This is a genomic window from Paraburkholderia sp. BR10141 (genome assembly GCF_056155635.1).
On sequence record NZ_JBMIQH010000053.1, the window covers coordinates 1 to 24,762 of the forward strand.

General features: G+C 67.1%; 24 protein-coding genes. 12 read left to right on the top strand and 12 right to left on the bottom strand.

The window, feature by feature from the left end; genetic code table 11:
• Positions 1-51: 51 nt before the first annotated feature.
• A complete protein-coding gene (locus tag ACOJB8_RS38105; RefSeq protein WP_069266573.1) occupies positions 52-360 on the bottom strand; it encodes a hypothetical protein in 309 nt (102 codons plus the stop codon).
• Between the two features lie 88 nt (positions 361-448).
• Positions 449-1,321 carry a GNAT family N-acetyltransferase gene (locus tag ACOJB8_RS38110; protein ID WP_069266572.1) on the bottom strand — a complete coding sequence of 291 codons (873 nt, stop codon included), beginning with the start codon at positions 1,319-1,321 and terminating at the stop codon, positions 449-451.
• Positions 1,322-1,560: 239 nt separating this feature from the next.
• Between ACOJB8_RS38110 and ACOJB8_RS38115 the strand changes: the two genes are divergently transcribed.
• From ACOJB8_RS38115 to ACOJB8_RS38165, 11 genes are all read left to right on the top strand, one after another.
• On the top strand, positions 1,561-3,051 hold the full coding sequence (locus ACOJB8_RS38115) for an aldehyde dehydrogenase family protein (protein ID WP_069266571.1): 1,491 nt from the start codon (positions 1,561-1,563) through the stop codon (positions 3,049-3,051).
• A gap of 250 nt (positions 3,052-3,301) precedes the next feature.
• Entirely contained in the window at positions 3,302-3,970 is a 669-nt protein-coding gene (locus ACOJB8_RS38120) for a haloacid dehalogenase type II (RefSeq protein WP_069266570.1), read from the top strand.
• 25 nt (positions 3,971-3,995) lie between these two features.
• A complete protein-coding gene (locus ACOJB8_RS38125) occupies positions 3,996-5,270 on the top strand; it encodes an NAD(P)/FAD-dependent oxidoreductase (RefSeq protein WP_475017286.1) in 1,275 nt (424 codons plus the stop codon).
• Between the two features lie 72 nt (positions 5,271-5,342).
• Positions 5,343-6,959 (top strand): ABC transporter substrate-binding protein, encoded by a 1,617-nt coding sequence (locus ACOJB8_RS38130; RefSeq protein WP_069266568.1) that lies wholly within the window; start codon positions 5,343-5,345, stop codon positions 6,957-6,959.
• Positions 6,960-7,050: 91 nt separating this feature from the next.
• On the top strand, positions 7,051-8,007 hold the full coding sequence (locus ACOJB8_RS38135) for an ABC transporter permease (protein WP_069266567.1): 957 nt from the start codon (positions 7,051-7,053) through the stop codon (positions 8,005-8,007).
• 131 nt (positions 8,008-8,138) lie between these two features.
• Entirely contained in the window at positions 8,139-8,960 is an 822-nt protein-coding gene (locus ACOJB8_RS38140; protein WP_475017310.1) for an ABC transporter permease, read from the top strand.
• Positions 8,957-10,822 carry an ABC transporter ATP-binding protein gene (locus ACOJB8_RS38145; RefSeq protein WP_475017289.1) on the top strand — a complete coding sequence of 622 codons (1,866 nt, stop codon included), beginning with the start codon at positions 8,957-8,959 and terminating at the stop codon, positions 10,820-10,822. The genes ACOJB8_RS38140 and ACOJB8_RS38145 overlap by 4 nt, the downstream gene beginning before the upstream one ends.
• On the top strand, positions 10,819-11,139 hold the full coding sequence (locus ACOJB8_RS38150) for a (2Fe-2S)-binding protein (protein WP_069266564.1): 321 nt from the start codon (positions 10,819-10,821) through the stop codon (positions 11,137-11,139). The genes ACOJB8_RS38145 and ACOJB8_RS38150 overlap by 4 nt, the downstream gene beginning before the upstream one ends.
• Positions 11,118-12,593 (top strand): FAD/NAD(P)-dependent oxidoreductase, encoded by a 1,476-nt coding sequence (locus tag ACOJB8_RS38155; protein ID WP_475017292.1) that lies wholly within the window; start codon positions 11,118-11,120, stop codon positions 12,591-12,593. The genes ACOJB8_RS38150 and ACOJB8_RS38155 overlap by 22 nt, the downstream gene beginning before the upstream one ends.
• Positions 12,590-13,759 carry an NAD(P)/FAD-dependent oxidoreductase gene (locus tag ACOJB8_RS38160; RefSeq protein WP_475017293.1) on the top strand — a complete coding sequence of 390 codons (1,170 nt, stop codon included), beginning with the start codon at positions 12,590-12,592 and terminating at the stop codon, positions 13,757-13,759. The genes ACOJB8_RS38155 and ACOJB8_RS38160 overlap by 4 nt, the downstream gene beginning before the upstream one ends.
• A 2-nt stretch (positions 13,760-13,761) precedes the next feature.
• Positions 13,762-14,124 (top strand): helix-turn-helix domain-containing protein, encoded by a 363-nt coding sequence (locus ACOJB8_RS38165; protein WP_475017294.1) that lies wholly within the window; start codon positions 13,762-13,764, stop codon positions 14,122-14,124.
• 99 nt (positions 14,125-14,223) lie between these two features.
• Here the strand turns inward: ACOJB8_RS38165 and ACOJB8_RS38170 are convergent, their stop codons facing one another.
• The 8 genes from ACOJB8_RS38170 to ACOJB8_RS38205 all read right to left on the bottom strand — a co-directional run bounded on the left by ACOJB8_RS38170 (position 14,224) and on the right by ACOJB8_RS38205 (position 21,791).
• Positions 14,224-15,201: a M14 family metallopeptidase gene (locus ACOJB8_RS38170; RefSeq protein WP_475017296.1), complete on the bottom strand. Its 978-nt coding sequence runs from the start codon at positions 15,199-15,201 to the stop codon at positions 14,224-14,226.
• Complete coding sequence (locus ACOJB8_RS38175) at positions 15,198-16,670, bottom strand: NAD-dependent succinate-semialdehyde dehydrogenase (RefSeq protein ID WP_475017297.1); 1,473 nt, start codon at positions 16,668-16,670, stop codon at positions 15,198-15,200. The genes ACOJB8_RS38170 and ACOJB8_RS38175 overlap by 4 nt, the downstream gene beginning before the upstream one ends.
• 164 nt (positions 16,671-16,834) lie before the next feature.
• On the bottom strand, positions 16,835-17,335 hold the full coding sequence (locus ACOJB8_RS38180) for an Lrp/AsnC family transcriptional regulator (RefSeq protein WP_069266559.1): 501 nt from the start codon (positions 17,333-17,335) through the stop codon (positions 16,835-16,837).
• Between the two features lie 44 nt (positions 17,336-17,379).
• Positions 17,380-18,786 carry an aspartate aminotransferase family protein gene (locus ACOJB8_RS38185; protein WP_342948856.1) on the bottom strand — a complete coding sequence of 469 codons (1,407 nt, stop codon included), beginning with the start codon at positions 18,784-18,786 and terminating at the stop codon, positions 17,380-17,382.
• 211 nt (positions 18,787-18,997) lie between these two features.
• Positions 18,998-19,924, bottom strand: coding sequence for a 2-hydroxyacid dehydrogenase (locus ACOJB8_RS38190; protein ID WP_475017299.1), 927 nt, complete (start codon positions 19,922-19,924; stop codon positions 18,998-19,000).
• A 17-nt stretch (positions 19,925-19,941) separates the two neighbouring features.
• Positions 19,942-20,820 carry a GNAT family N-acetyltransferase gene (locus ACOJB8_RS38195; RefSeq protein ID WP_475017300.1) on the bottom strand — a complete coding sequence of 293 codons (879 nt, stop codon included), beginning with the start codon at positions 20,818-20,820 and terminating at the stop codon, positions 19,942-19,944.
• 121 nt (positions 20,821-20,941) lie between these two features.
• Positions 20,942-21,316 carry a BON domain-containing protein gene (locus ACOJB8_RS38200; RefSeq protein ID WP_069266708.1) on the bottom strand — a complete coding sequence of 125 codons (375 nt, stop codon included), beginning with the start codon at positions 21,314-21,316 and terminating at the stop codon, positions 20,942-20,944.
• Positions 21,317-21,497: 181 nt separating this feature from the next.
• Positions 21,498-21,791 carry a hypothetical protein gene (locus tag ACOJB8_RS38205; protein WP_069266556.1) on the bottom strand — a complete coding sequence of 98 codons (294 nt, stop codon included), beginning with the start codon at positions 21,789-21,791 and terminating at the stop codon, positions 21,498-21,500.
• 109 nt (positions 21,792-21,900) lie between these two features.
• Between ACOJB8_RS38205 and ACOJB8_RS38210 the strand changes: the two genes are divergently transcribed.
• Positions 21,901-22,866 carry a GlxA family transcriptional regulator gene (locus ACOJB8_RS38210; protein ID WP_342948860.1) on the top strand — a complete coding sequence of 322 codons (966 nt, stop codon included), beginning with the start codon at positions 21,901-21,903 and terminating at the stop codon, positions 22,864-22,866.
• Between the two features lie 13 nt (positions 22,867-22,879).
• Here the strand turns inward: ACOJB8_RS38210 and ACOJB8_RS38215 are convergent, their stop codons facing one another.
• Complete coding sequence (locus tag ACOJB8_RS38215; RefSeq protein ID WP_069266554.1) at positions 22,880-23,593, bottom strand: GNAT family N-acetyltransferase; 714 nt, start codon at positions 23,591-23,593, stop codon at positions 22,880-22,882.
• Between the two features lie 116 nt (positions 23,594-23,709).
• On the bottom strand, positions 23,710-24,573 hold the full coding sequence (locus tag ACOJB8_RS38220) for an NmrA family NAD(P)-binding protein (protein ID WP_475017302.1): 864 nt from the start codon (positions 24,571-24,573) through the stop codon (positions 23,710-23,712).
• Positions 24,574-24,762: the final 189 nt, after the last annotated feature.

Consider the following 24,762-nt stretch of genomic DNA (forward strand, 5'->3'; position numbering starts at 1 on the left):
AACACTTTAGTACGCGGTCGGGATCATTCAATGAATTTTTAACTCAGGACACTAGACGCGCGGTAGATCGTCGATGGATTTTTCGACGTTACCGTCCGGCACTTCCAGATCGATTCCATCGATTCCGTTGGGATGCGGCACCGGCTTGATCTTCGGGCCGAGAAATCTCATGCCGCCGAGCGTAAATACCGAATACACCACGGCGCCCGAGCGGATGTCGTTGGTGACGGCCGCCACTTCGGAGATGGTGGGTGTCGAGAGCCAGTCGTGTGTCTGGGGGTCGATCAGCGCCCAGCGCACGTGTGTTACGCGGTCCGTTGAGGAACTGATGCGGACACCGTCGATACCATAGGTAGCCATAGCGTCACCCTCGAGGCGAGAATCCTCTAATGGTAATCCGTTCGCTGCCCGGGTGGTAGCACGCCGGATGCCGTCCATTCGACCGCGCTCACCACACCGCCTGGCTCGTGATTGCAAACTGCTTGAACTGGGTATCGACGCGCAAGGGCGCGCCGCGCTCCGTCTTCTCGATGTGGTCGACGAGCGGCAGCCCCACGCCTTCGAGCCAGTCGGAGAGTCCCAGATCGACGGGCGTGTCGATGCGTACGAACATGCCCGCGTTGGAGGCGAGCCAATGGCTGATCAGCGCCTTGGCGCGGCAGGCATCCGGCGAATCGGGGGCGATCACGGGGCCGATCACGTGCCCGTCGCCAAAGCGGCGAAAGAGGGCGAAGCCAATCAGGTCGCCGTCGCGGTCGAGCGCGATGCCGCTCGCCTGATCGAGCAGTTTCGGCAGCATGTCCGAGCGGTCGAGGCCGCTTGCGCGCGTCGCCAGTTCGATGAGCCGGGGCCGGTCGCTGGCGCCGATCGGGCGCAGCCGCTCGCCCGCGGGCAGCGAGACGAGCGGCGGCTGAAACGCCGCGCCCTGGTGCTGGTGAATGCGGCCGATGCGCGTAAAGCCGAGCCGCTCGACGAGCGGCCAGCCCGTGTCGCTCGCGTGGAGCAGCAGCGTGCGCGAGGCGAGCGCCTGCATCCAGTGCTCGATCATGGCCCGGCCAATGCCGCGGCGCTGATGACTGGGCTTGACGATCAGCATGCCGAGCGTCGCCGCGTTGGGACCGAACAACCACGAGAAAGCCGTGCCGACGAGCGAACCGCTTTCGTCCACGGCCACGATGCCTTCGCCGATGCGGGCAGCGAAACGCCAGTCTTCGGGGCGGTGCCGCCAGCGCACCGCCGTCGACAACGCATGCGCGGCGGCCAGATCGTCGGCGGTAAATGCGCGGTAGGTAATGACGCTGTTCAGGTTTGGGTCGGACACGCCGGCCTCCGGATTCTGTATACGCGTCCCGTGACTATCGCATCGCCCGCCGTGACTGACTAGGACGATCTTCCTGTTTGGGCGCGCGCCCCGTCAGCGCCCGTGATGCAATGCAAAACGCGGGGTTGGACGGTCAATAACGCGTCGATTCTGCTGATTGGGCTTTTTTGTCGGCGAAATATGCGGTGGCAGTGGACCTACGATATTTCCCATCGAGACCAAGTCGAGGGAACCCAGTCATGGACCAGTTCGATCCCGCCGCAGTCGCTGCCTCAGTGGCCGAAAAAGCCGGCCACTTCATCGGCGGAGAGTGGGTCGTCGAAGGCGCGGCGCGCATCGGGGTCGCGCGGCCATCGGACGGCGTCGTCTATGCCTCGGCGCCGCTTGGCGACGCGCAACGGGTGGACCACGCCGTCGACAACGCGAAGCGCGCGTTTCGCACGAGCGGCTGGCCACGCATGGCGCCGCGCGAGCGCGCCCGCATCCTGCGCCGCTTCGCCGACCTGATCGCCGCCGACACCGCCACGCTCGCGCCGCTCGAGGCGCTCGGCTCGACGCGCCCCGTGCGCGACGTGTGCGCGTGGGACGTGCCGTTCACGGCGGAAGGCATCCGTTTCTATGCCGAGTTCGCCGACAAGCTCGGCGGCGAGGTCGTGGCCACCGATCACGACCATCTGGGCATGACGATCGCCGAGCCTTATGGCGTGGTCGGCGCGATCGCGCCGTGGAATTTCCCGCTCGTGATGGCGTCGTGGAAGATCGGTCCGGCGCTCGCGGCGGGCAATGCCGTGGTGCTCAAGCCTTCGGAGATGACGCCGTTCTCGGTGCTGCGTCTGGCCGAACTCGCGATCGAGGCAGGCATTCCCCCTGGCATCTTCAACGTGGTGCAAGGCGACGGCGCGACGACCGGCGACGCACTCGTGCGCCACCCGGACATCGCGAAAGTCACGTTCACGGGATCGACGCGCGCGGGCTCGGCGATCATGGCGGCGTGCGCGCAAAGCGGCACGAAGCCGGTCACGCTGGAATTGGGCGGCAAGAGCCCGCAAATCGTCTTCGCGGATGCGCCGAAGCTCGACGAGGTCGCGCGCCGCATCGCCGGCGCGATTGCCGTCAACGCGGGGCAGGTGTGCGTGGCCGGTTCGCGCCTGCTGGTCGAGCGCGCCGTTGCGGACGAACTCGTGTCGCGCATCGAGCAGGCTATCGCTGAGTTGCGCGCTGGCGCGACGTGGGCTTCGGGCACGACGCTGCCGCCCATCATTTCGGAAACCCAGGCCGCGCGCATCGAAGGCATCGTCGAGCGCAGCGTGGCCGAAGGCGCCACGCTCTACTGCGGTGGCCGCCGCGCGGACGCGCCCGTGCCCGGCGCGTTCTACCTGCCCACCATCCTCACCGGCGTGACGGCGCAAACCGAGGCGGTGCGCGCCGAGATCTTCGGCCCGGTTCTCACGGTGCAGACCTTCGACACCGAGGAAGAGGCGCTCGCGCTCGCCTCGCATCCCGAATACGGCCTGGCGGCTGGCGTGCACACCGCGGACATCGGCCGCGCGCTGCGCCTCGTGCGCGCGCTGGAGGCGGGCACCGTGTGGGTCAACCGCTACGGCCGCAGCAACGATTTCATGATCCCGACGGGCGGATACAAACGCTCGGGCATGGGCAAGGATCTCGGGCGCCAGGGTTACGAAGCGCACCTGCGTTTCAAGAGCGTGCTGATCGATACGAGAACCTGACGCCATGCTGACTGCAAAGCTGACGAATCACGCACGAAAACGCACGGTCATTCGGCTATGGCCCGCGCGATGGCGCCACCGCAGAATCTGCTGCGGCGGCCCCTGCAAACGCGTCGTTTATACCGTGCAGGCCCCACGATTCGACGCCAACGCCAAATTTTGCGCTGTTTAAATTTTCCACAGGGACGCACTTCCACCTGTTTTCGCCACTGAGCCCCAAGCGGGTTCATCACACGAAAGGATTGCCATCATGATCGATTTCGAGCCGAAGTACATCACGTTCGACTGCTACGGCACGCTGACGAAGTTCCGCATGGCCGACACGGCGCGCGAGATGTATGGCGACCGCCTCAAGGGCGCCGACCTCGAGAAGTTCGTCGCGTTCTTCGCGGGCTATCGCCGCGACGAGGTGCTCGGCGCATGGAAGCCGTACCGCGACGTGGTCGTCAATTCGGTGCGCCGCGCCTGCAAGCGCATGAACGTCGAGTTCATCGAGGCCGAAGCGGAAAAGTTCTACACCGCCGTGCCGACCTGGGGCCCGCACCCGGACGTGCCGGAAGGCCTCTCGCGCCTCGCGAAGAAGTACAAGCTCGTGATTCTCTCGAACGCTTCGGACGACCAGATCCAGAGCAATGTCGACAAACTCGGCGCGCCGTTCCACCGCGTATTCACGGCGCAGCAGGCGCAGTCGTACAAGCCGCGCATGCAGGGCTTCGAGTACATGTTCGATCAGCTGAACTGCAACCCCGGCGACGTGCTGCACGTTTCGTCGAGCCTGCGCTACGACCTCATGACGGCGCACGACATGGGCATCGAGCACAAGGCGTTCGTCAAGCGCGGCCACGAGCCGGGCACGCCGTACTACGAGTACTACGAAGTCGAGACGATCGGCGAACTCGCTTCGCAACTGGGTCTTTGAGAAACGCGCTAGCCGAGGCCGCCCGATGAAGCTCGACTCCTACTGGCTCGACACCGCCCCTGGCGGTCTGCTCGCAAGCGAGGGACCGGTGGAAGGCCGCGTGGACGTCGCCGTGGTGGGCGGCGGCTTCACGGGGCTTTCCGCGGCGCTCGCGTTCGGGCGCCGTGGCGCGAGCGTCGCGGTGCTGGACGCGGGGCGCATGGGTGGCGGCGCGTCGGGGCGCAACGGCGGCCAGTGCAATACCGGCGTGGCGCAGGACTATGCGGCGCTGCGCGGGCAACTGGGCGTCGAGCGCGCGCAGGGTTGCTACCGCGCTTACGCAGCGGCCGTCGACACGGTCGAGCGGCTCATTCGCGAAGAGGGCATCGACTGCGACTATCTCGCTTCGGGCAAGCTCAAGCTCGCGGCGAAACCGCATCACCTCGAACACCTCGAACGAACGGCCGAGCTGATTCGCCGCGAAGTCGATCCGGACGTCGAGATCATCGGCCGCGAACAGATTCGCAGTGAGGTGGAATCGGACAGCTTCCATGGCGGACTGCTCCAGAAGCACGGCGGCCAGATGCACATGGGCCGCTTCGCGATAGGGCTCGCGAACGCCGCGGTACGGCGCGGCGCACGGCTCTACGAGCACGCCGCCGTGACGTCCATCGCGAAAGAGGGCGGCGGCTATCGCGTGGAGTCGGCGCGCGGAACGTTGCACGCGCAACAGGTATTGATCGCCACGGGTCCTTCGCGGCATGGGCCGTTCGCGTGGTACCGGCGGCGTCTTGCGCCGGTCGGCTCGTTCATCGTCGTGACGGAACCGCTGCCGCCCGCGCAACTCATGCGGCTATTGCCCAACCGCCGCTCGTACACGACGAGCCGCCTCATGCACAACTATTTCCGCGTGACGCCGGATTCGCGCCTGCTGTTCGGCGGCCGGGCGCGTTTCACGGGGTCGGAGCGGCCGTCCGATGCCAGGAGCGGGCGCATCCTCCAGCGCACGCTCGCGCGGCTCTTTCCGGCGCTCGCGAGCGTGCGGATCGATTACTGCTGGGGCGGGCTCGTCGATATCACCGCGGACCGCCTGCCGCGCGCGGGTCAGCACGAAGGCGTGTGGTTCTCGATGGGCTACAGCGGTCACGGCACGCAGATGTCGACGCACATGGGCCAGGTGATGGCCGAGGTGATGAGCGGCAACCCGTGTGCGAATCCGTGGCGCGATTTCGCGTGGCCCGCCATTCCGGGCCACACGGGCAAGCCGTGGTTTTTGCCGCTCGTCGGCGCGTACTACCAGATCAAAGACGTTTTTTACTGACGCTGTTTTCCACGACACACAGCCTCGATACGTCGAGCTGCGGCCCCCCCACATCAGACGCGGAGAAGTTTCATGAGCACCGACAAATCGCTTGAAGACATGGCTCACCCGGGCGTGCGGCTCGATGAACTGACGAAGCGCGGCGCCTCGCGCCGCGACCTCCTTCGCGCGATGGTCGCGGGGGGCATGATGTCGATGACGGGCGCGGGCCTGCTCGCCGCGAGCGGCGCCGCCTTCGCACAGGAGAAGCCGAAGCAGGGCGGCAAGATCCGCGTGGCGACGCAGTCGTCTTCCGCGTCGGACACGCTCGATCCCGCGAAGGAGTCGGTGTCCACCGACTATGTGCGCGCAAATATGCTGTACAACGGCCTGACCGAGTACGACTCGCACCTCGGCGCGCAAATGGCGCTCGCGCAGTCGCTCGAAACGAAGGACGCGACGGTGTGGGTCGTGAAGCTGCGCAGCGGCGTGCAGTTCCATGACGGCAAGACGCTCGCGCCCGCCGACGTGGTGTACTCGCTCATGCGCCACAAGGACGCCGCGGTGGGCTCGAAGGTGAAGACGCTCGCGGATCAGTTCCAGGACGTGAAGGCCACGGGCCCGAACGAAGTGACGATCACGCTCTCGGGCGCGAACGCCGACCTGCCCGTGATCCTCGCCGACTCGCATTTCATGATCATCAAGGACGGCACGAACGACTTCAAGACGGCCGTGGGCACCGGCCCGTTCAAGCTCAAGGAGTTCTCGCCGGGCGTGCGCACGGTGGTCGTGCGCAACGAGCGCTACTGGAAGCCGGGCCTGCCGCATCTGGACGAGATCGAACTGGTCGGCATCGGCGACGAGTCGGCGCGCGTGAACGCGCTGCTCTCGGGCGACGTGCAGCTCATCAACCAGGTGAGCCCGCGCTCGACCTCGCGCGTCAAGGGCACTCCGGGCTTCGCGGTGAAGGAGACGAAGACGGGCCAGTACACCGACCTCATCATGCGCGACGAAGGCGGCGTCACGGGCAATGCCGACTTCCGCCGCGGCATGATGCACCTGTTCGACCGCGAGCAGATCCGCAACGCCGTGTTCCTCGGCTATGGCGCGATCGGCAACGACCAGCCGATCGATCCGACCAACAAGTACTACTTTGCCGGCCTGCCGGAGCGCGCCTTCGATCCGCAGAAGGCCAGGTTCTACTTCCAGAAGGCAAAGCTCGGCAGCACGCCGCTGCAGATCTATGCCTCCCCGGCCGCGGACGGCTCGGTCGAAATGGCGATGCTGCTGCAGCAGGTCGCGCCGCAGGCGGGCCTGAACCTGCAGGTGGTGCGCACGCCCGGCGACGGCTACTGGTCGAACCACTGGATGAAGCACCCGCTGACCTTCGGCAACATCAACGCGCGCCCGAGCGCCGATGTGATCTTCACGCAGTTTTTCAAGTCGGATGCGCCGTGGAATGAAGCGAACTGGAAGGACCCGAAGTTCGACCAGATGCTGCTGGCCGCGCGCGGCGAGCCGGACGAAGAGAAGCGCAAGAAGATCTATGGCGACATGCAAGTGCTCGTGCACAGCGACGGCGGCATCGGCATTCCGCTGTTCCTGAGCTCGCTCGACGCGCACACGACGAAGCTCAAGGGCCTCGGTTCGATTCCGATTGCCGGACTGATGGGCTTCAAGTTCGCCGAGAACGTCTGGCTCGAGGCGTAGTTCGAGGTGTGATGTGTGCGGCCGGTGTGCGCCTGGATGGGCCCCCGGCCACCGATTCCCCGCTTCATGATGTTCAGGGAGGCGACATCCGATGAAAGCTCACGCGCAACGTCTCATTGCCGCGCGTCTCGGTCTCGCACTGCTCACGTTGCTGATCGTCTCGGCAATCGTGTTCGGCCTCACGGGCCTCTTGCCCGGCGACGCCGCGCAGCAGGCCCTCGGTCAGGCGGCCACGCCCGAGCAGGTGGCGGCGCTGCGGCACCAGTTCGGCCTCGACCAGCCCGCGCTCACGCGCTATGTCCACTGGCTGCTGCAGGCCGTGACCGGCAACTTCGGCACCTCGGTGTCGAACAACCAGCCGGTGAGCGAGCTGATCGCCACGCGCCTGCCGAATTCGCTCGTGCTCGCGGGGCTCACCACGCTCGTTTCGGTGCCGCTCGCGCTCGCCATCGGCATCTTTTCCGCCGTGTTCCGTGGCTCGCTGCTCGATCGCGTGCTCAACGTGCTCACGCTGTCCGCCGTGGCCGTGCCCGAATTTCTGGTCGCCACCATCGCCGTGCTGATCTTCGCGGTGAAACTGCGCTGGCTGCCCGCGCTCTCGTACCTCTCGGAGGTGGACTCGTTCGGCACGCTGTTGCGCATCTACGCGATGCCGGTCATGACGCTGTGCTGCGTGATCGTCGCGCAGATGGCGCGCATGACGCGCGCCGCCGTGATCGACCAGTTGAGCGCGCCCTATGTGGAAATGGCGCGCCTCAAAGGAGCGTCGCCCGCTCGCGTCGTGTTGCGCCACGTGCTGCCGAACACGATCGGGCCGATCGCCAATGCCGTCGCGCTGAGCCTCTCGTATCTCTTCGGCGGCGTGGTGATCGTGGAGTCGATCTTCAACTATCCGGGCCTCGCGAGCCTGATGGTCGACGCCGTGACGAACCGCGATCTCCCGCTCGTGCAGGGCTGCGTGATGGTGTTTTGCGCCGCGTATCTGGTGCTCGTGCTGATCGCGGACCTGTGTCAAATCGTATCCAACCCGAGGCTGCGTCAACGATGAACCGACCCGCCACTTCCCATGCCGCGACCGTGCTCTACGCGACGAGCGAGAGCGAGGAGCGGGCCGCCGCCGACGTCGTCAAGGACGTGCCGGGCGACGTGCCCACGCCGCCGCGCTCGCCGCTGCGCCGCATGGTCGGGCGCCTCTCGGTGCTCGGCCTGATCGGCCTGGCGATCGTCGTGTTCTGGCTCGGCGTGGCCTTCATCGGGCCGCTCGTCGCGCCGTACAAGGGCGGCGCGATCACCTCCACCGAAATCTTCGGCTCGTATAGCGCGGCGCATCTGCTCGGCACCGATTTCCTGGGTCGCGACATGCTGAGCCGCGTGCTCTACGGCACGCAGTACACCGTGGGCCTCGCGCTCGCCGCCACGCTGCTCGCAAGCGGTATCGGCATATTCTTCGGACTGCTTGCGGCTGTCGCGCCGCGCTGGATCGACGAGGTGCTGAGCCGCCTGTTCGACGCACTGATCTCCATTCCGAGCAAGGTGCTCGCGCTCGTCGTGATCGCGGCGTTCGGCTCGTCGGCGCCGATGCTCATCACCGTCGCGGCGCTCGCCTATATTCCGGGCGCGTTCCGTATCTCGCGCTCGCTGGCCGTGAACCTGATGACGCTCGAATATGTGCAGGTCGCCAGAGCGCGCGGCGAAGGGCTCTTCTATATCGCCCGCGTGGAAGTGCTGCCGAACATGATCCACCCGATGCTCGCCGATTTCGGCCTGCGTTTCGTGTTCATCGTGCTGCTGCTCTCCGGCCTCTCGTTCCTCGGCCTCGGCGTGCAGCCGCCGGACGCGGACTGGGGCTCGCTCGTGCGCGAGAACATCGGCGGCCTCGCGGAAGGTGCGCCGGCCGTGCTGATGCCGGCCGTCGCCATCGCGACGCTCACGGTGGGCGTGAACCTGCTGATCGACAGCCTGCGCCGCCACGGCGGCCGCGCGCATGGGGGCGGAAAATGAACATGATCGAAGTGACGGGCCTGCGTGTGGTCGCGGGCGCGGCGCCCGATCCGGTCGTCGAGATCGTCAAGGGTGTCGACTTCACGGTGAAGAAGGGCGAAGTGCTCGCGCTGATCGGCGAGTCCGGTTCGGGCAAGACCACCATCGCGCTCTCGCTGCTCGGCCATGCGCGCGACGGCTGCGCCATTGCGGGCGGCAGCCTGAGGATCGGCGGCACCGACGTGCTCGCGCTCGACGAACGCGGCCGCCGCGCGCTGCGCGCGCGTACCGTGGCTTATGTCGCGCAGAGCGCCTCGGCGGGGTTCAACCCGGCACGCACGATCATGGATCAGGTGACCGAGCCCGCGCTGCTGCACAAGCTGATGTCGCCCGCGGCGGCGCGCGAGAAGGCGGTGAGCCTGTTCCGGGCGCTCGCGCTGCCTTCGCCCGAGACGATCGGCGAGCGCTATCCGCACCAGGTGTCCGGCGGCCAGCTGCAGCGGCTGATGGCGGCGATGGCGCTCATCACCGACCCCGCCGTGGTCGTGTTCGACGAGCCCACCACGGCGCTCGACGTGACCACGCAGATCGAAGTGCTCGCGGCCTTCCGCAAGGTCGTGAAGGAGCTGGGCACGACGGCCGTGTACGTCTCGCACGATCTCGCGGTCGTGGCGCAGATGGCCGATCGCATCGTCGTCCTGAACAATGGCGCGGTGCGCGAAAACGGCACGACGCTCCAGGTGCTCGACGCCCCCGCCGACGACTACACGCGCGCGCTGCTGGCCGCCCGCCGCCGCGCCGACCCTGGTCCGCCCGCCGTGCCGCCTGCCGCCGAAGTGCCGCTGCTCGAAGTGCGCCGTCTGAGCGCGGGCTATGGCCGGGTCGATGCGAACGGTGTGCCCGCAGTGCGTGTGCTCGAGGACGTGAGCCTGCGGATTGAGCGCGGCAGCGCACTGGGCGTGATCGGCGAATCGGGCTCGGGCAAGACGACGCTCGCGCGCGTGGTGGCCGGGCTGGTCGAGCGCGCGCGCGGCGAGGTGCTGCTCGACGGCGTACCGCTGCCCGCGACGCTTTCGGCACGCACGCCCGATCAGTACCGGCGCATCCAGATCGTGTTCCAGAACGCCGACACGGCGCTCAACCCGAGCCGCACGATCGCCGACATCCTCGCGCGGCCCATGTGCTTCTATCACGGCCTGCGCGGCGCGCGGGCGCAAAAGCGCATGCTCGAACTACTGGATCTCGTGAAACTGCCCGCCTCGATTGCGAAGCGTCAGCCGGGCGGCCTCTCGGGCGGCCAGAAGCAGCGCGTGAACCTGGCCCGCGCCCTTGCGGCCGAGCCGGCGCTCATTCTGTGCGACGAGGTGACGTCCGCGCTCGACACCGTCGTTGGCGCCGCGATTCTCGACCTGCTCGCCGAATTGCGGCGCGAACTGGGCGTCTCGTACATGTTCATCAGCCACGATATTTCGACGGTGCGCGCGATCTGCGACGACGTCGTCGTGCTGTACGGCGGCCAGTGTGTCGAGGCGGGCCAGCGCGACGTGCTGGAGGCGCCGCCTTATCACCCGTACACGGGGTTGCTCGTCGATTCGGTGCCGGCCCTGCAGCCGGGCTGGCTCGACGCCCGGCGTGCCCTGGCGGGCGCCGCGCTGCCGCCGCTCGGGGCGTCGGCCGAGGTACGCGAGCTGTGCGCGTTCCGCGCACGCTGCCCGGTGCGTATCGATGGCGCGTGCAATGTGTCGGCGCCCGTGATGAAGCGCTTGCCGAGCGGCGCGCAGATCCTTTGCCATCACACGACGGCGGAACTGGAACGGCTGCAGACCGCACAGGCTGCACAAGTCGCACAGGCGACGCAATCCAACGGGAGGGCAGCCGCATGAGCGCGCGCTTCGTGAGAGTGGCGGAAGCGGGCCGCCCGACCTTCGAGATCGAGATCGACGGCCGCGTGGCGCAGGCCGCCGAGGGCGACACGCTGATGGTCGCGCTCCTCGCCACGCAGGACGCGCTGCGCGACTGCGAGTTCGACGATGGACGCCGCGCCGGTTTCTGCCTGATGGGCGCGTGCCAGGACTGCTGGGTGTGGACCGCGCAGGGCGAGCGGTTGCGCGCCTGCACGACACCCGCGGCGCCGGGCATGTCGATCGTCACCCGCAACGTGCTTGCCGGGGAGGGCGTATGGCCGCGCGCGCAGAACTGAAGGTCGTCGTGATCGGCGCGGGACCGGCGGGCGTGCGCGCGGCGCAGACGCTGGTCGCGGCGGGTCTGCGACCCGTCGTCGTCGATGAAGGGCGGCGCGACGGCGGGCAGATTTATCGGCGTCAACCCGAAGGTTTCAAGCGCAGCTACGAAACGCTCTACGGCACCGAGGCCGAACGCGCGGCGTCGCTGCATCGCGGCTTCGACGCGCTGCGCTCGCAGATCGACTATCTGCCCGACACGCTCGTCTGGAACGTCGGGCCGAAGTCCGTGCATCTCGCGAGCGGCGCACGCTACCACGAGCTGGCCTTCGACGCGCTGATCGTCTGCAGCGGCGCCACCGACCGGCTCATGCCCGTGCCGGGCTGGCATCTGGCGGGCGCATACAGCCTGGGCGGCGCGCAGGTCGCGCTGAAGTCGCAGGGCTGCGCCATCGGCGCGCGCACTGTCATGATGGGCACCGGCCCGCTGCTTTACCTCGTCGCCGCGCAGTACGTGAAAGCGGGCGCGACGGTGAGCGCGGTGCTCGATACGTCCACGCTCGGCCAGCGCCTGCGCGCGTTGCCCGATTTGCTGCAAGTGCCCGCCACGCTGCGCAAGGGCATGGCGCTCGTGCGCACGCTGCGCCGCGCGGGGGTACCGATGCATCGGGGCGTGACGCCGCTCGCGATCGAAGGCTCGCCCGAGCACGGCGTGACGGCGGTGCGCGTGAAACTCGCGAACGGCGGCGAAGCGCGCGTGGCATGCGACGCCGTGGCGCTGGGCTATCACTTGCGCTCCGAAACGCAAATTGCGGATCTCGCCGGTTGCGCGTTCCGTTTCGATCGAGCCGCGCGGCAATGGCTGCCCGAAGTCGATCAGGACGGCCGCAGCAGCGTGGCAGGCGTCTATCTCGCCGGGGACGGCGCACGCGTGCGCGGCGCCGACGCGGCCGAGCGTGCGGGCCGTCTTGCCGCTCTGGCGGCGTTGCAGGACGCGGGCGCGGTCTCACCGAATGGAGCACTTGCCGAAGTGGCGACACTGCGTGTCGAACTCGCACGCTTCACGCGCTTCGCACAAGGATTGCGCCAGGCATTTCCGTGGCCCGCGCATTTCGCGGCGACGCTGCCTGATGACACCGTCGTCTGCCGCTGCGAAGCCGTCACGGCGGGCGAATTGCGCCGCGTAGTGCGCGAGACGGGCGCGACCGAAGCGAATCGCGCGAAGGCGTTCTCACGCGTGGGGATGGGGCGCTGCCAGGGCCGCTTCTGCGCGCACGCCGGGGCCGAAGTCATCGCAGCCGAGGCGCGTGTACCGCTGGAAGCCGTGGGCCGGCTGCGCGGGCAGGCGCCGGTCAAGCCGTTGACGATGACGCTGAGCGCCGCGGTGAATGGTATCGACGAAGCGCAGGGCGGTGCGGCGGCCTCCGCGCAAACGCAGCCCGGCGCATGCCGCACAAAGGAGTTCAGCGAATGACGGATCGCGCCGACGTGATCGTGATTGGTGGCGGCATCATCGGGACGTCCACGACGTTCTTCCTGAGCCGCCGCAAGCGTTCAGTGATCCTGATCGAACGCGGGCTCACGGGCCAGCAGGCGAGCGGCGTGAACTTCGGCGGCGTGCGCCGCCAGGGACGCGCGCTCTCTCAACTCGCCATGTCCAATCGCGCGCTCGATATCTGGTATCGCGCGCAGTCGCTGCTCGGCGAGGATGTCGAGTTTCTGCCTTCGGGCCACACGCGCGTGTGCTACCACACACACGACGCCGAATACTTTCATCGCTACGCCGGGCAGGCGCGTGCGTACGACCTCGATCTCGAAGTGCTCGAAGGCGCCGCGATGTTCAAGCGCTTCCCGTTCCTCGGCCGCGAGGTGCTGGCCGCCTCCATCTCGCCGCGCGACGGTCACGCCAATCCGCGTCTGGCCGCACCGGCGTTCGGGCGCGCCGCCGCGCGGCTCGGCGCCAATCTCGTGGAGAACACCGAGATCGTGCGCGTGGAAAAGGAAGCGGGCGGCTTTCGCGTGGAGAGCGCAACGGGCGCCGTGTGGCGCGCGGAGCAACTGCTGATTTGCGCCGGTGCATGGGCGGGAGCGCTCTCCGCGCAATTCGGCGAGCCGGTGCCGCTCGTCGCGCGCGGCCCGCAAATGGCCGTGACCGAGCCCGTGCCCTACCGCTTCATGCATTCGATGGGGGTCTACACGTCGATCAAGGAGGAGAGCGTGTACTTCCGGCAGATTCCGCGCGGCAACCTCGTGCTGGGCGGCGGCGCCCCGGGGCCCGCCGATGCGGGAACGCGCCGCGCCGGCGTGCTGCCCGGCAACACCGTGCAGCAGATCGCGCAGTTCCGCCGGTTGGTTCCCGCGCTTGCGCCGCTGCATGTGATCCGCGTGTGGAGCGGCGTGGAAAGCTACCTGCCGGATTCGGAGCCGGTGATCGGCCCGAGTTCGACGACAGACGGCCTTTTCTATGCGTTCGGCTTCAGCGGCTCGGGCTTCCAGATCGGGCCGGGCGTGGGTGAAACGCTCGCGGAACTGCTCGACGCCGGCGCAACCGACATACCGCTCGAACCGTTTTCGATTGCGCGCTTCGGGCGCGCGGCGCCCGCTGCAAGCGCGCACACATCGACTGCCAGCGAGGCTTGATCATGCATGACGCGAATGCATCCGTTGCTGCGCCAGTCACGCCGCTTCGCGACGCACTGGCCTATATCGACGCGAATTTCGACAAGTCCGTGAGCCTCGCCAAACTGGCCGAGGTATCGGCGCTAAGCGTCTCGCGATTCGCGACCGTGTTTCGTGAGCAGGTCGGCCTTTCGCCATACAAGTACCTGTGCGAGGTGCGCGTGCGCCGCGCGCAGCTATTGCTGCTGGCAGGCGTGCCGGGCGCCGTGGTCGCGACGCAGGTCGGCTTCTTCGACCAGAGTCATCTGGCGCGCCATTTCAAGCGCTTTTGCGGCGTGACGCCCAGCGCCTTCCTGCAGCAGGCGAGGGCGCTCGAAGCGGCTTGAGCGCCTTCTGTCCTGTGTCGCGCGTCACAGAATGACGTAGACCTTGCGCATCATTTTGTCGACTCCCCTCGTGCTTTGCGTGTAATGAGTAGGGGCGCTTCAGCGCTTCCGAACGATGCGCTGCTCGATCTTGCCGAGCCGCACCACGGTCACGCCCGGGCGCAACTGGCGCAGCGAAGGCATCACGAGGATGCAGTCGTCGTAGGGCGTGACTACCGGCGCGCCATCGGACCAGCCGATCACGGCGCCGGCCTCGGGAAACACTTCGAGGCCCGTGTAATCGCCAGCGAAGCGGAAGTCCATGCTCTTCGCCACCACGGGCTCGGTCACGCGCACCACGCGCATTTCCGGCGGAAGCGGTTGCAGCCAGTCCGCGGGCAGATCCGCTTGTTCCACGACACCCGAGAGCAGCAGAAAGCGCGCGGTGACATCGCGCGCCACGCTCACGGCGCTTGCTTCCCAATGCTGTCCGCACTCGATCAAGAGCGCGTTCTTCGCGCTCGCGGCGTCGCCGAAACCTTCGTAATCGCGCATGCGGCGGCCTTCCGGGTGGCCTTCGTCGCAAATGACGGTGGCCGGTGCGCCTAGCCGCGCAGAGAGTTCGACGCCCTTGGCGAGCGGTCCCGCGACGATGAGCGGCATGCACTTCTCGTGCATCGAATGGAGGTCGAGCAGCAGATCGACGTCGTCGATCACGGGCCGCATCGCGCGGGCGCGGCGCAGTTCGTTCGATTCGCGCGTGAGGTCGTCCAGCGCCTGCGCGGTCCATACGCGGTTGAAGTCCTGATCGACGAAACGCGCCGCGTCGGGGTGCGCGGGGTCGAAGCGGCGGTAGGCCGCCACGTTCGCGAACGCGAGCGTGAGCTTGCCGCGTCGCGGCCGCAGCCGCAGCCGCGCGTGCAGCAGCGCGTCGACGACGATCGCGCCGCACACCTCGTTGCCATGCGTGAGCGCATTGATCATCACGTGCGGGCCGGGCGCGCCCGCGTCGAACGTATGCACATAGGGGATGCCCGTCTCGCTGCGCTCGTGCACGGCGATGTCGGGAAACGCGACTTCGATCGGATAGGTGCTCATGCAAGCCCTCCCTGGCAGAGGTATTTGATGGAGAGGAAATCGTCGAGCCCGTACTTCGAGCCTTCCCGGCCATAGCCCGATTCCTTCACGCCGCCGAACGGCGCCGCTTCGCTAGCCAGCGCGCCTTCGTTGATGCCGACGATGCCCGCTTCGAGCTGCCGCGCGACGCGATCGATGCGGCGCACGTCCTGGCTGTAAAAGTAGGCGGCGAGGCCGTATGGCGTGTCGTTGGCGGCGCGAATGGCCTCGGCTTCGTCGTCGAAGCGGAATAGCGGCACGACGGGACCGAAGGTTTCTTCGCAGCTTAGCTGCATGTCGCGCGTGGCGCCTGCGAGCACGGTGGGCGCGTACCAGTTCGCGCCCAGTTCGCTCAAACGCTTGCCGCCCGTGAGCACGCGTGCGCCGCGGCTCACGGCGTCGTCCACATGGCGGGCGATCTTCTCGACCGCGCGCGCATTGATCATCGGGCCGATCTGCGCGGCGGGGTCGGTCGCGGGCGCGACTTTCAACGAGGCCACGCGCGTGGCGAGCTTGTCGGCGAAGCGCTCGAATATGCCTGATTGCACGTACACGCGATTTGGGCACACGCAGGTCTGGCCGCCGTTGCGGAACTTGGCGGCCATGAGCCCTTCGACGGCAGCGTCGAGGTCCGCGTCGTCGAAGACGATGAACGGCGCGTTGCCGCCCAGTTCGAGCGAGAGCTTCTTCAAGGTGGCCGCCGATTCCTTCGCGAGGTGCTTGCCCACGGGCGTCGAGCCGGTGAAGGTGATCTTGCGCACGCGGGCGTCCGCGAGCCAGTCGGCGACGGCGCTCACGCCCCGTTTGCGCGACGCGCAGATGAGGTTCAGCACGCCAGGCGGCACACCCGCCTCGTGCGCGAGCATGACGAGTGCGAGCGCGGTGAGCGGCGTATCTTCGGCGGGCTTGCCGACCACCGTGCAGCCCGCGGCGAGGGCGGGGGCGATCTTGCGCGCGATCATCGCGAGCGGGAAGTTCCAGGGCGTGATCGCCGCGACCACGCCAACGGGCTCCTTCACGGCGCTCATGCGCTTGCCGCGCTGCTGCTGCGGGATGAGATCGCCGTAGATGCGCGTGGCCTCATCGGCGAACCAGGCGACGTAGGACGCGCCATACATCGCTTCGCCGCGTCCCTCATGCAGGGGCTTGCCTTGTTCGAGCGAGATCAGTTGACCGAGTTCGTCGGCGTTCGCCACGATCAGCGCATGCCAGCGGCGCAGCACGGCGGCGCGTTCGGCGGCAAGCGTGTCGCGCCAGGCGGGGAATGCGCGGGCGGCAGCGTCGGTCGCTGCGCGTGCGTCGTTCGCATCGCTATCGGCGACGTCGGCGATCGTTTTGCCGGTCGCGGGATCGGTCACGGCGAAGCGCGTGCCGGAGGCCGAGGGCACCCATTGCCCGTCGATGAAGTTGTCGCCGCGAATCAGCGCGCTCAAGGGATAACGCGTGGTCATATGCCGGTTCCTTTCCGCACGTGCGGAAGAAAATGGATCGATGCAGGGAAATGAGCGCGCACGACGAGTGCGCCGAAGCCGCGAGGTTTCAGCGAAGCGCGCGCGAGAAAATGGATGCGGGACGCAGGAGCGCGAGGCGCGTGCCTCACGTCCGTTGCCCATGCTCAGGAATGCAGGTTCTGCGAGAACAGCGTTTCGAGCGGGTAGTGCGGCTTGACGAACGCCGTCTTGATGATGACGTAGCTGAAGTACTTCTCGATGCCGATATCGCGCTCCAGCAGCCCCTCGACGATGCTCTGATAATGGCTCACGCTGCGCGCGACGAACTTCAGCAGATAGTCGTAGCCGCCGCTCGCGAGATGGCACTCGACCACCTCGTCCACCTCGCGTATTGCCTTCTCGAACTTGATGAAGTCCTCGCGGCGATGGTCGGCGAGCGTGACCTCGGTGAACACCATCTGCACGTCGCCCAGCTTTTCCAGCTGGATCTGCGCGCCGTAGCCGACGATGAACCCCGCCTTCTCCAGACGTTTTACGCGGATCAGGCAGGGGCTTGGCGACAGCCCGACTGCGTCGGCCAGTTCGACATTCGTGATGCGCCCCCGCTTCTGCAGCTGCGAGAGGATGCGCAGATCGATTCGGTCCAGCTTGCAGTCGTTGCTCATCGTGATGGGGGCGGCCCTGCATGTCGAAGTGTCGAGTGATGGTATCACGCGGCGACACGGGCGCTGACCCCATTCTTTGTCCTCAATGCGGCGCGCACTTCGGGCTGCGCGAGCACGTCGTCGAGTGTTTTTTCGAGGCGCTCGAACAGCAGGTCGAGCTCGCTTTCGGCGTACGAAAGCGCGGGCGCGAAGCCGAGAATGCCGTCGCCGAACGCGCGGAATACGAGGCCGTTGCCATACGCGGCGGCGGCGATGCGATCGGGCAGGCCGAGCGAGGCGTCGAAGCGCTGTTTGGTCTCCTTGTCGGCGACGAGTTCGAGCGCGCCGAGCAGACCGCGGTGACGCGAGTCGCCCACGAGCGGGTGGGCGAGCAATGCGTCGAGCCCCTGAGCGAAGCGCGGCGCGCGCGCGACGCCGTTCGCGAGCAGGCCGCCTTCGTGATAGAGGCGCATGACTTCGAGGCCGATGGCCGCGCTCACGGGGTGCGCCGAATAGGTGTGGCCATGGCCGATCACGGCGGCGGCGTCGCCATCGGCAATGCCTTGATAAAGGGCATCCGACATCAGCACGGCGCCCATCGGCGCATAGCCCGCGGTGAGGCCCTTGGCCACCGTCATCAGATCCGGCTCGACGTCTTCGGCCTGGCAGGCGAAGAGCGGACCCGTGCGGCCAAAGCCCGTGATCACCTCGTCGGCGACGAACAGAATGTCGAGCTTGCGGCACGCTTCGCGCATGGCTTTCAGCCAGCCGGCAGGCGGCACGATCACGCCACCCGAACCCTGGATCGGCTCGCAGAAAAACGCGGCGACGTTTTCGGCGCCGAGTGCCGCGACTTTCGCTTCGAGCGCGTCGACCGAAGCGGCGATGAGCGCTGCGTCGTCCGCATGCTCGCTGCGATATGCATAGGGCGACGGAATATGATGCTGCGTGGCGAGCGGCAAGTCGAAGTTGCGATGGAACGCGGGCAACGCCGTCAGCCCCGCGCCGACTGCCGACGAGCCGTGATAGCCGCGCTCCTGCGCGATGACGTGCTTCTTCGCGGGGCGGCCGGTGGCGTTGTAGTAGTGCGTGATGAAGCGCAGCGCCGAATCCACTGCATCCGAGCCGCCCAGCGTGAAGTACACGTGTTGCAGCGAAGCAGGCGCGCGCTCGACGAGCAGCGCGGCCAGTTCGATGGCGGGCTCCGAGCCGAAGTGAAAATAGCCCGTCGCGTAGGGCAGGCGCGCCATCTGTCGCGCGGCGGCTTCGACGATGCTTTGATGGCCGTAACCCGTGTTGACGCACCAGAGGCCGGAGAACGCGTCGAGTAGTTCGTTGCCCGCGGCGTCGCGCAGGAACACGCCCTGGGCGGATTCGAGCACGGTCACGCCGCGCGCTTCGTGCGCACGGAAGTTCACGACGGGATGGATCAGATGTTTGCGGTCGGCTTCGATGAGCGAGCGATTCGGCATGGTTCGGTTCCCGGCTGATAAGTCAGAGGAGTGCGGCGCCTGGCCGTTGATTGGGCGTTGGCTGGCCGTTGATTCACCGTTCCATGCTACCGGGCCGATACCGGTGCGCGTTTCGCCAATTAATTCGCGAAATAGCGTGTTTGTGGCGTTTTGATCGGGGAGCGCAGCATATTGTGCTGCGCCCTCTGCGCCCTCTGCGCCGTCACGAGACTCAATAGCCGCGCGTGCGGTCGATGAGGCCGAGCATCGGCAAGCCGTCGCGGTGGCGGCGGATGTTCTCGAGCACCACATCGACGGCCGTTTCGGGCCGCGTGGCGCTGGCAATGTGCGGCGTGAGGCGCACACGCGGATGCGTCCAGAACGGATGCTCAGGCGGCAGCGGCTCGGGGTCCGCGACATCGAGAATCGCATTGCGCAGTTGCGCGCGATCGAGCGCGTCGAGCAGCGCTTGCTGGTCCACTTGCGGCCCGCGTCCGACGTTGATGAACGAGGCGCCCTGCGGCAGCTTCGCGAAGAGCGAGGCGTCGAGCAGGCCGCGCGTGGCTTCGGTGAGCGGCAACAGGCAGATGAGGATATCGGTGCGCGCGAGGAAGGCGTCGAGCGCCTCGGCGCCCGCGTAGCACTCCACGCCAGGCAAGGCGCGCGGCGAGCGGCTCCAGCCCGCGCATGCAAAGCCGAAGAGGCGCAGGCGTTCGAGCACCGCGCTGCCCAGCATGCCGAGCCCCAGCACGCCAACGCGACGCGACGCGGCGGCGCGTACGGGCAGGGCGCGCCATACGCGCTGCTGCTGTTGCAGGGCGTAGTCGAACAGATCGCGATGAATGGTCAGGACCGATTGCGTCACGTACTCGACCATCCCCTCGACAATGCCCGGCTCGATCATGCGCACCACGGCGATGTGCTCCGGCACGCCGGAAAGATCGAACTGGTCGATGCCCGCGCCCACGGAGAAGATCACTTCGAGATTGGGCAGCGTACGCGCGGGGTCCTCGGGCGGTTGCCACGCCGCGAGAAAACGCACTGCGGCGGGGTCGCCGGTGTCGGGCCACAGGCGGAAAGGGATCTCGGGAGCCTTGTGCGCGAAAAGCTGTGCCCATTGCTTGCCGCGCTCGGGGTCGGCTTTGTAGAGGAGCGTCATGAGGTCGGTTTGCGCAATCAGCCTAGCGCCTGATTGACGATGGCGAATTGCAGCACGCCAGGATCGTGCGCCGGCGCGCCGTTGCGCGACATCTTCACGACCGTGTCGACGCGCGCGAGGCCGATCGATTCGAGCCAGGGGCCGAGGCCGTGTTCGTCGGGCGTATCGAGGCGCGTGAAGGCTCCCGCGTTGGCGGCGAGGCGGTTGGCGATCAGCGCTTTGGCGCGCTGCATGTGCAACCCATCGTCGGCGGCGACGGCCACCGGGCCGATCGCATGGCCGCGGCCGAACGGACGCAACAGCGCAAAGCCGAGCACCGTGTCGCCGCGCACCAGCGCGACGCCCTGGGACACATCGAGCAGCGGCGGCACGAGTGCGCTGCGGTCGAGCCCGCTCGCGCGGGAAGCGAGTTCGATGAGGCGCGGCGTATCGCCCGGTTCGAGTGGACGCAAACGCTCGCCCGGCGGCGGCTCGACAATCGGCGCCGCGAAACTGTCGCTCTGGTGCTGATGCAGCAGCCCAATCGTCGTGAAGCCGAGCTTTTCGTAGAGCGGCTGACCTGCCTCGGTGGCGTGCAGCACGGTCATGCGCGTCCCCAGCGCTTCGAGCAGGCGCTCCATCAACATCCGGCCGATGCCGCGGCCTTGCTGGTCGGCCGAGACGATCACGAGCCCGAGCGTCGCGCCATGCTCGCCCCACGGCCAGCACAGCGCTGTTCCCACCACGGTCGTGCCTTCGCGAACCACGTAGCCGTGCCCGGCCGCGGCGGCGGCGAAACGCCAGTCGTCGCTACGATGGGGCCAACGGAATTGCAGGGAAAGCGCGTGGGCGCCCTCGATGTCGGATTCGGTGAAAGTCTCGCAGACGAGGCTAGAGGACGCAGTCTGGCCGGACACGGCGGGCTCCTTGATCGAAATTCGATGACTCACTTTGACAGGACGCGCGCGCCGGGAATAGGACGATCCTGCTGTGCGGCCGATCGAAGCCGGTTCTGAGCCCGCTGCCGAGTCCGCCCAATCAAGGTCCGCTGCCGCGGGCGGTCCGCACGGTCAAGTGGTTCGACACCGAGGTGACGCCGCGCACCGACCCGGCCGCGTCGCCGGCTCGCGCTATCTGCGATTTGTGCGGTACCGACCCCGTCAACGAGACGACGCCCTCATGCGCCGTGACGTGGATGTTGGCGAAATTCAGTCCCGTGGTGCGCGTGAAGGCCCGGCGCACATCTCGCACCAGCGCGCTGTCCGATCTGCCCGACTGCGCGGGCGCGCCTTCCTGAGCAGACGCCTCGCCAGGCGCGCTCGCGGCCGTTTGTGCGTACGCATAGCCCGTGCAACTCGAGATGGCCACGAGGACCAGTGCGCGGGCGATTTGGCTTTTACCGTTAGTTTTCATCCTTCTTCCCTTTGCCAGGTTCTGCAGGTTCCCCAAAGTTCTGCGCCCGCCGCCGGAGCGCATCGAAAACAGGCGGCGGATCAGTACGTTGTAGGTGAAATCTCCGGCGAGGAGAAGAAGGCTGCCAGGAGGCCGCCGACAACCCATGGCGCATGCGTGGACGGCGCCTCCTGCGTAGCGCTTACTTTCCTTGAAGAAGCAGCCCGAGCGGCGCGAGCGGGCCCACCGGCAGCAGATCGAACGCGAGGATGCCGGCCTGGGCAAGCGGTAGCGTATCCAGCGTAGCCTTCACATCGTCGACCGAGCCCGAGCTCATGAGAAACACCACGCCCGGCTTGTCGTGGCGAAACCAGTACTGCTCGATTTTGTCGTCCAGGTAGAGCTTGAGCGTGGCCGGCACTTCGTGCGGCATGATCTCGTCGCGCTGCGCGGGCGTGAGTTCCTTGACGATCGATCCAATGGCGAGAACCTTCATGACAACCTCCTTGATCCATGTTTGTTGCGACTTGCAACGCGATTGAGTGTATCGTTGGGGTCTCGTCGGCTGTACTGTCACAAACGACAACTTTAGAGGCATTTACGCCATGCGCATTGCTGTCCTGGCTCTCGAGGGCGTCTTCGATACCGGGCTCTCCGTCACGCTCGACGCGTTCTCGGCCGCAAACAAGCTTTCGGCCGCGGCCATGGGCGGCGTTCCGCGTTTCGACATCACGCTCGTGGGGGTGAGAAAGCGGGTGCGCTCGGCTCACGGCCTCGCGGTGCCGGTGCAGACGGTCGCGCCGGATGCGAAGCCCGATTGGGTGATCGTACCGGCATTGGTGACGCTGTCTGCGCAGGAGTTGATGCGGTCGTTCGAGCGCCGGGACGTCGAAGAGGGCATGGCGCGTTTGCTCGAATGGCAAGCGGGGGGCGCGCGAATCGGCGCATCTTGCGTGGGGACGTTCATCCTCGCAGAGGCGGGGCTGCTCGATCACCGCGAAGCCACGACCAACTGGTCGCTCGCGCCGTTCTTCCGGCAACGCTATCCGCATGTTCAGTTGAACGAATCGCGCATGCTCGTGCCTTCGGATATCGGCGTGACGGCCGGCGCGGCCATGGGGCATCTCGATCTCGCGCTCTGGCTGATCCGTTCGGCGAGCCCCGAACTCGCATCGCTCGTATCGCGCTATCTGCTGGCCGACATTCGCTCGTCGCAGGCGCCGTACATCATCCCGAATCATCTCGCGCAGGCCGATCCGCTCATTCAGCGCTTCGAGCAATGGGCGAGAAAAAATCTCAAGTCGGGATTCTCGCTGCAGGACGCCGCGAAGGCGCTGGCGACGAGCTCGCGCTCATTGCAGCGCCGCTGCCAGGAAGTACTCGGCAAGTCGCCGCTGGCGTACTTTCAGGATTTGCGGGTCGAGCACGCGCAGTCGCTGCTGCGCAGCGGCAAGCTCGACCTGGAAAGGATCGCCGCCGAAGTCGGTTACGGCGACGGCGCGACGCTGCGCAGCCTGTTGCGACAGCGCTTGGGAAGAGGGGTGCGGGAACTGCGTTCCGACCTGTTGTGACCGTGCGGCCTTTCTATGGCGCGAGGCCGAGCACCGTGAGATGCATCTCGCGGCGCTCGACAAAGCCCAGCGTGCGATAAATGGAAATGGCGCCGTGATTCGACGTGAGCACGTGCAGGAAGGGTGTCTCGCCGCGCGCACTGATTGCCGCCATCAGCAGCTTCATGAGGCTCGCCGCGAGCCCTTGTCCCCGGAACGCCGGGTCCACGCACACGGCGCTGATTTCGGTATGGCCTTCGATCTTCATGCGTTCGCCGGCCATGGCGACGAGCTTGCCCTCCCTGCGCACGCCAACGTAGCCACCGAATTCGATGGTGCGCGGACCAAACGGGCCCGGCTGCGTTGCGGCGGCCAGCGCGAGCATCTCCGGCACGTCTTGCCCCGTTAGCCGCGCGTGCTCCAGCGCGGTGGGCGCAGGCGCTTCGCCTTGCCAGACCATTTGCAGCAGCGTGGCGTGCCGGATCAGCGCGAAGCCGTCGGGTGGCTCCACGGCATCCAGCGTGGTCAGGGCAACGGGCGCGTGCTCTTCGATCAGTCCGCGCAAGGCGTCGAACGATTCAGGCGTGGTGTCCGTCATTGCCGCAAAGGGGGCGACGGCGGGCGCATACCGCACTGCGCGCTCGTTCCCAACGGCGAGATGGCGCTGGCGGCCCGTCAGCGCGTGCCCTGGCACGTTGTCCAGCGCGGTCGTGCTGCCCGCAGGTATCGTTGCCAGCACATCGAACATGATTCGCGCTCCGGTAAGGGATGGTGACGGTTTGCGACGATAGTCTAGACGAGGCGGGTTCGGCGGACCACGGCCGAACCCGCCAACTTTGGCGTCATTCCCGCCAATGCCTTTCGTCACGCACCGCTTGCCAGCGCTTCGAGCACGGTGTCCAGTTCGACATGCCCGCGAAGGATTTCATCGGCGGGCCTGGAAAAACAGATCCAGCCCTCGTTGAATCCGTCCAGCATGCGCATCCGCGGCAAGGGATGCTTCATGCCTTGCGACAGGAAGCGCGACTCCCATTCCTGCCGGTTCACTGCCACCGCGCGCACAGGCCGGCCAAGCACGCGGGCGAACGCGGAGGCGATGTCGTTCGCGCTCACACGGCGCGGGCCCTCCAGCTCGACCACGCGCGTGCCGCTCCACGTCTGCTGCAGCAGTTCGGCGGCGAGGCGGCCGACGTCTGCGGTCGCGACCATCGGCACGGCCTGGTCGAGCGGTTGCAGGTAGCTCTCGATCACGCCATGGTCGCGCGCGCTCGCGACATCCCACGCGGCGTTCTCCATGAACCAGCCGGGACGCAGGAAAGTCACCGGCACAGGCAGCGCGGCGAGCGCCTGCTCCATCAGCGAGAGTTGCGTGAGCAGATTGCTCTCTTGCGCCTGCGCACCGATGGTCGACAGACACACGACTTTCGCGGGCCGTGCGTTGTGGATCGCGGTGCAAACGGCGTCGATGACCGCGCGCGACTCCGGGAAGCCCGGCGAGGGATCGAACTGCGGAGGCAGCAGGATGAACACGCCCTGCGCGCCGCTGAATGCCGCGGTCAGCGCGGCGGCGTCTTCCATGCTTGCCGTGACCAGCTCGCATCCTCGAGCTTGCCACGACGCGGCGCGCGCAGCGTCGCGCACGACCGCCCGCACCGGTTGCCCAGAAGCCAGCAGCGCACGGGCGAGTGCGCCGCCCACTTTTCCGGTAATGCCTGTAATTGCGTACACTTGAAACCCTCCGCATGCGACGACGAGATAGTCGAAAAAACCGAATACGATGGCAGCGAGATGCTGCCTGGTTCCGTTTCGGTGAGACGCATTCTGGACGCAGGGCGGCCGAAGCTAAATGCCGCGAAGGGCACTACATCAGTGACTCGGGCGCACGAATCGGATGGCCGATCCATCATCGCCAAAGGC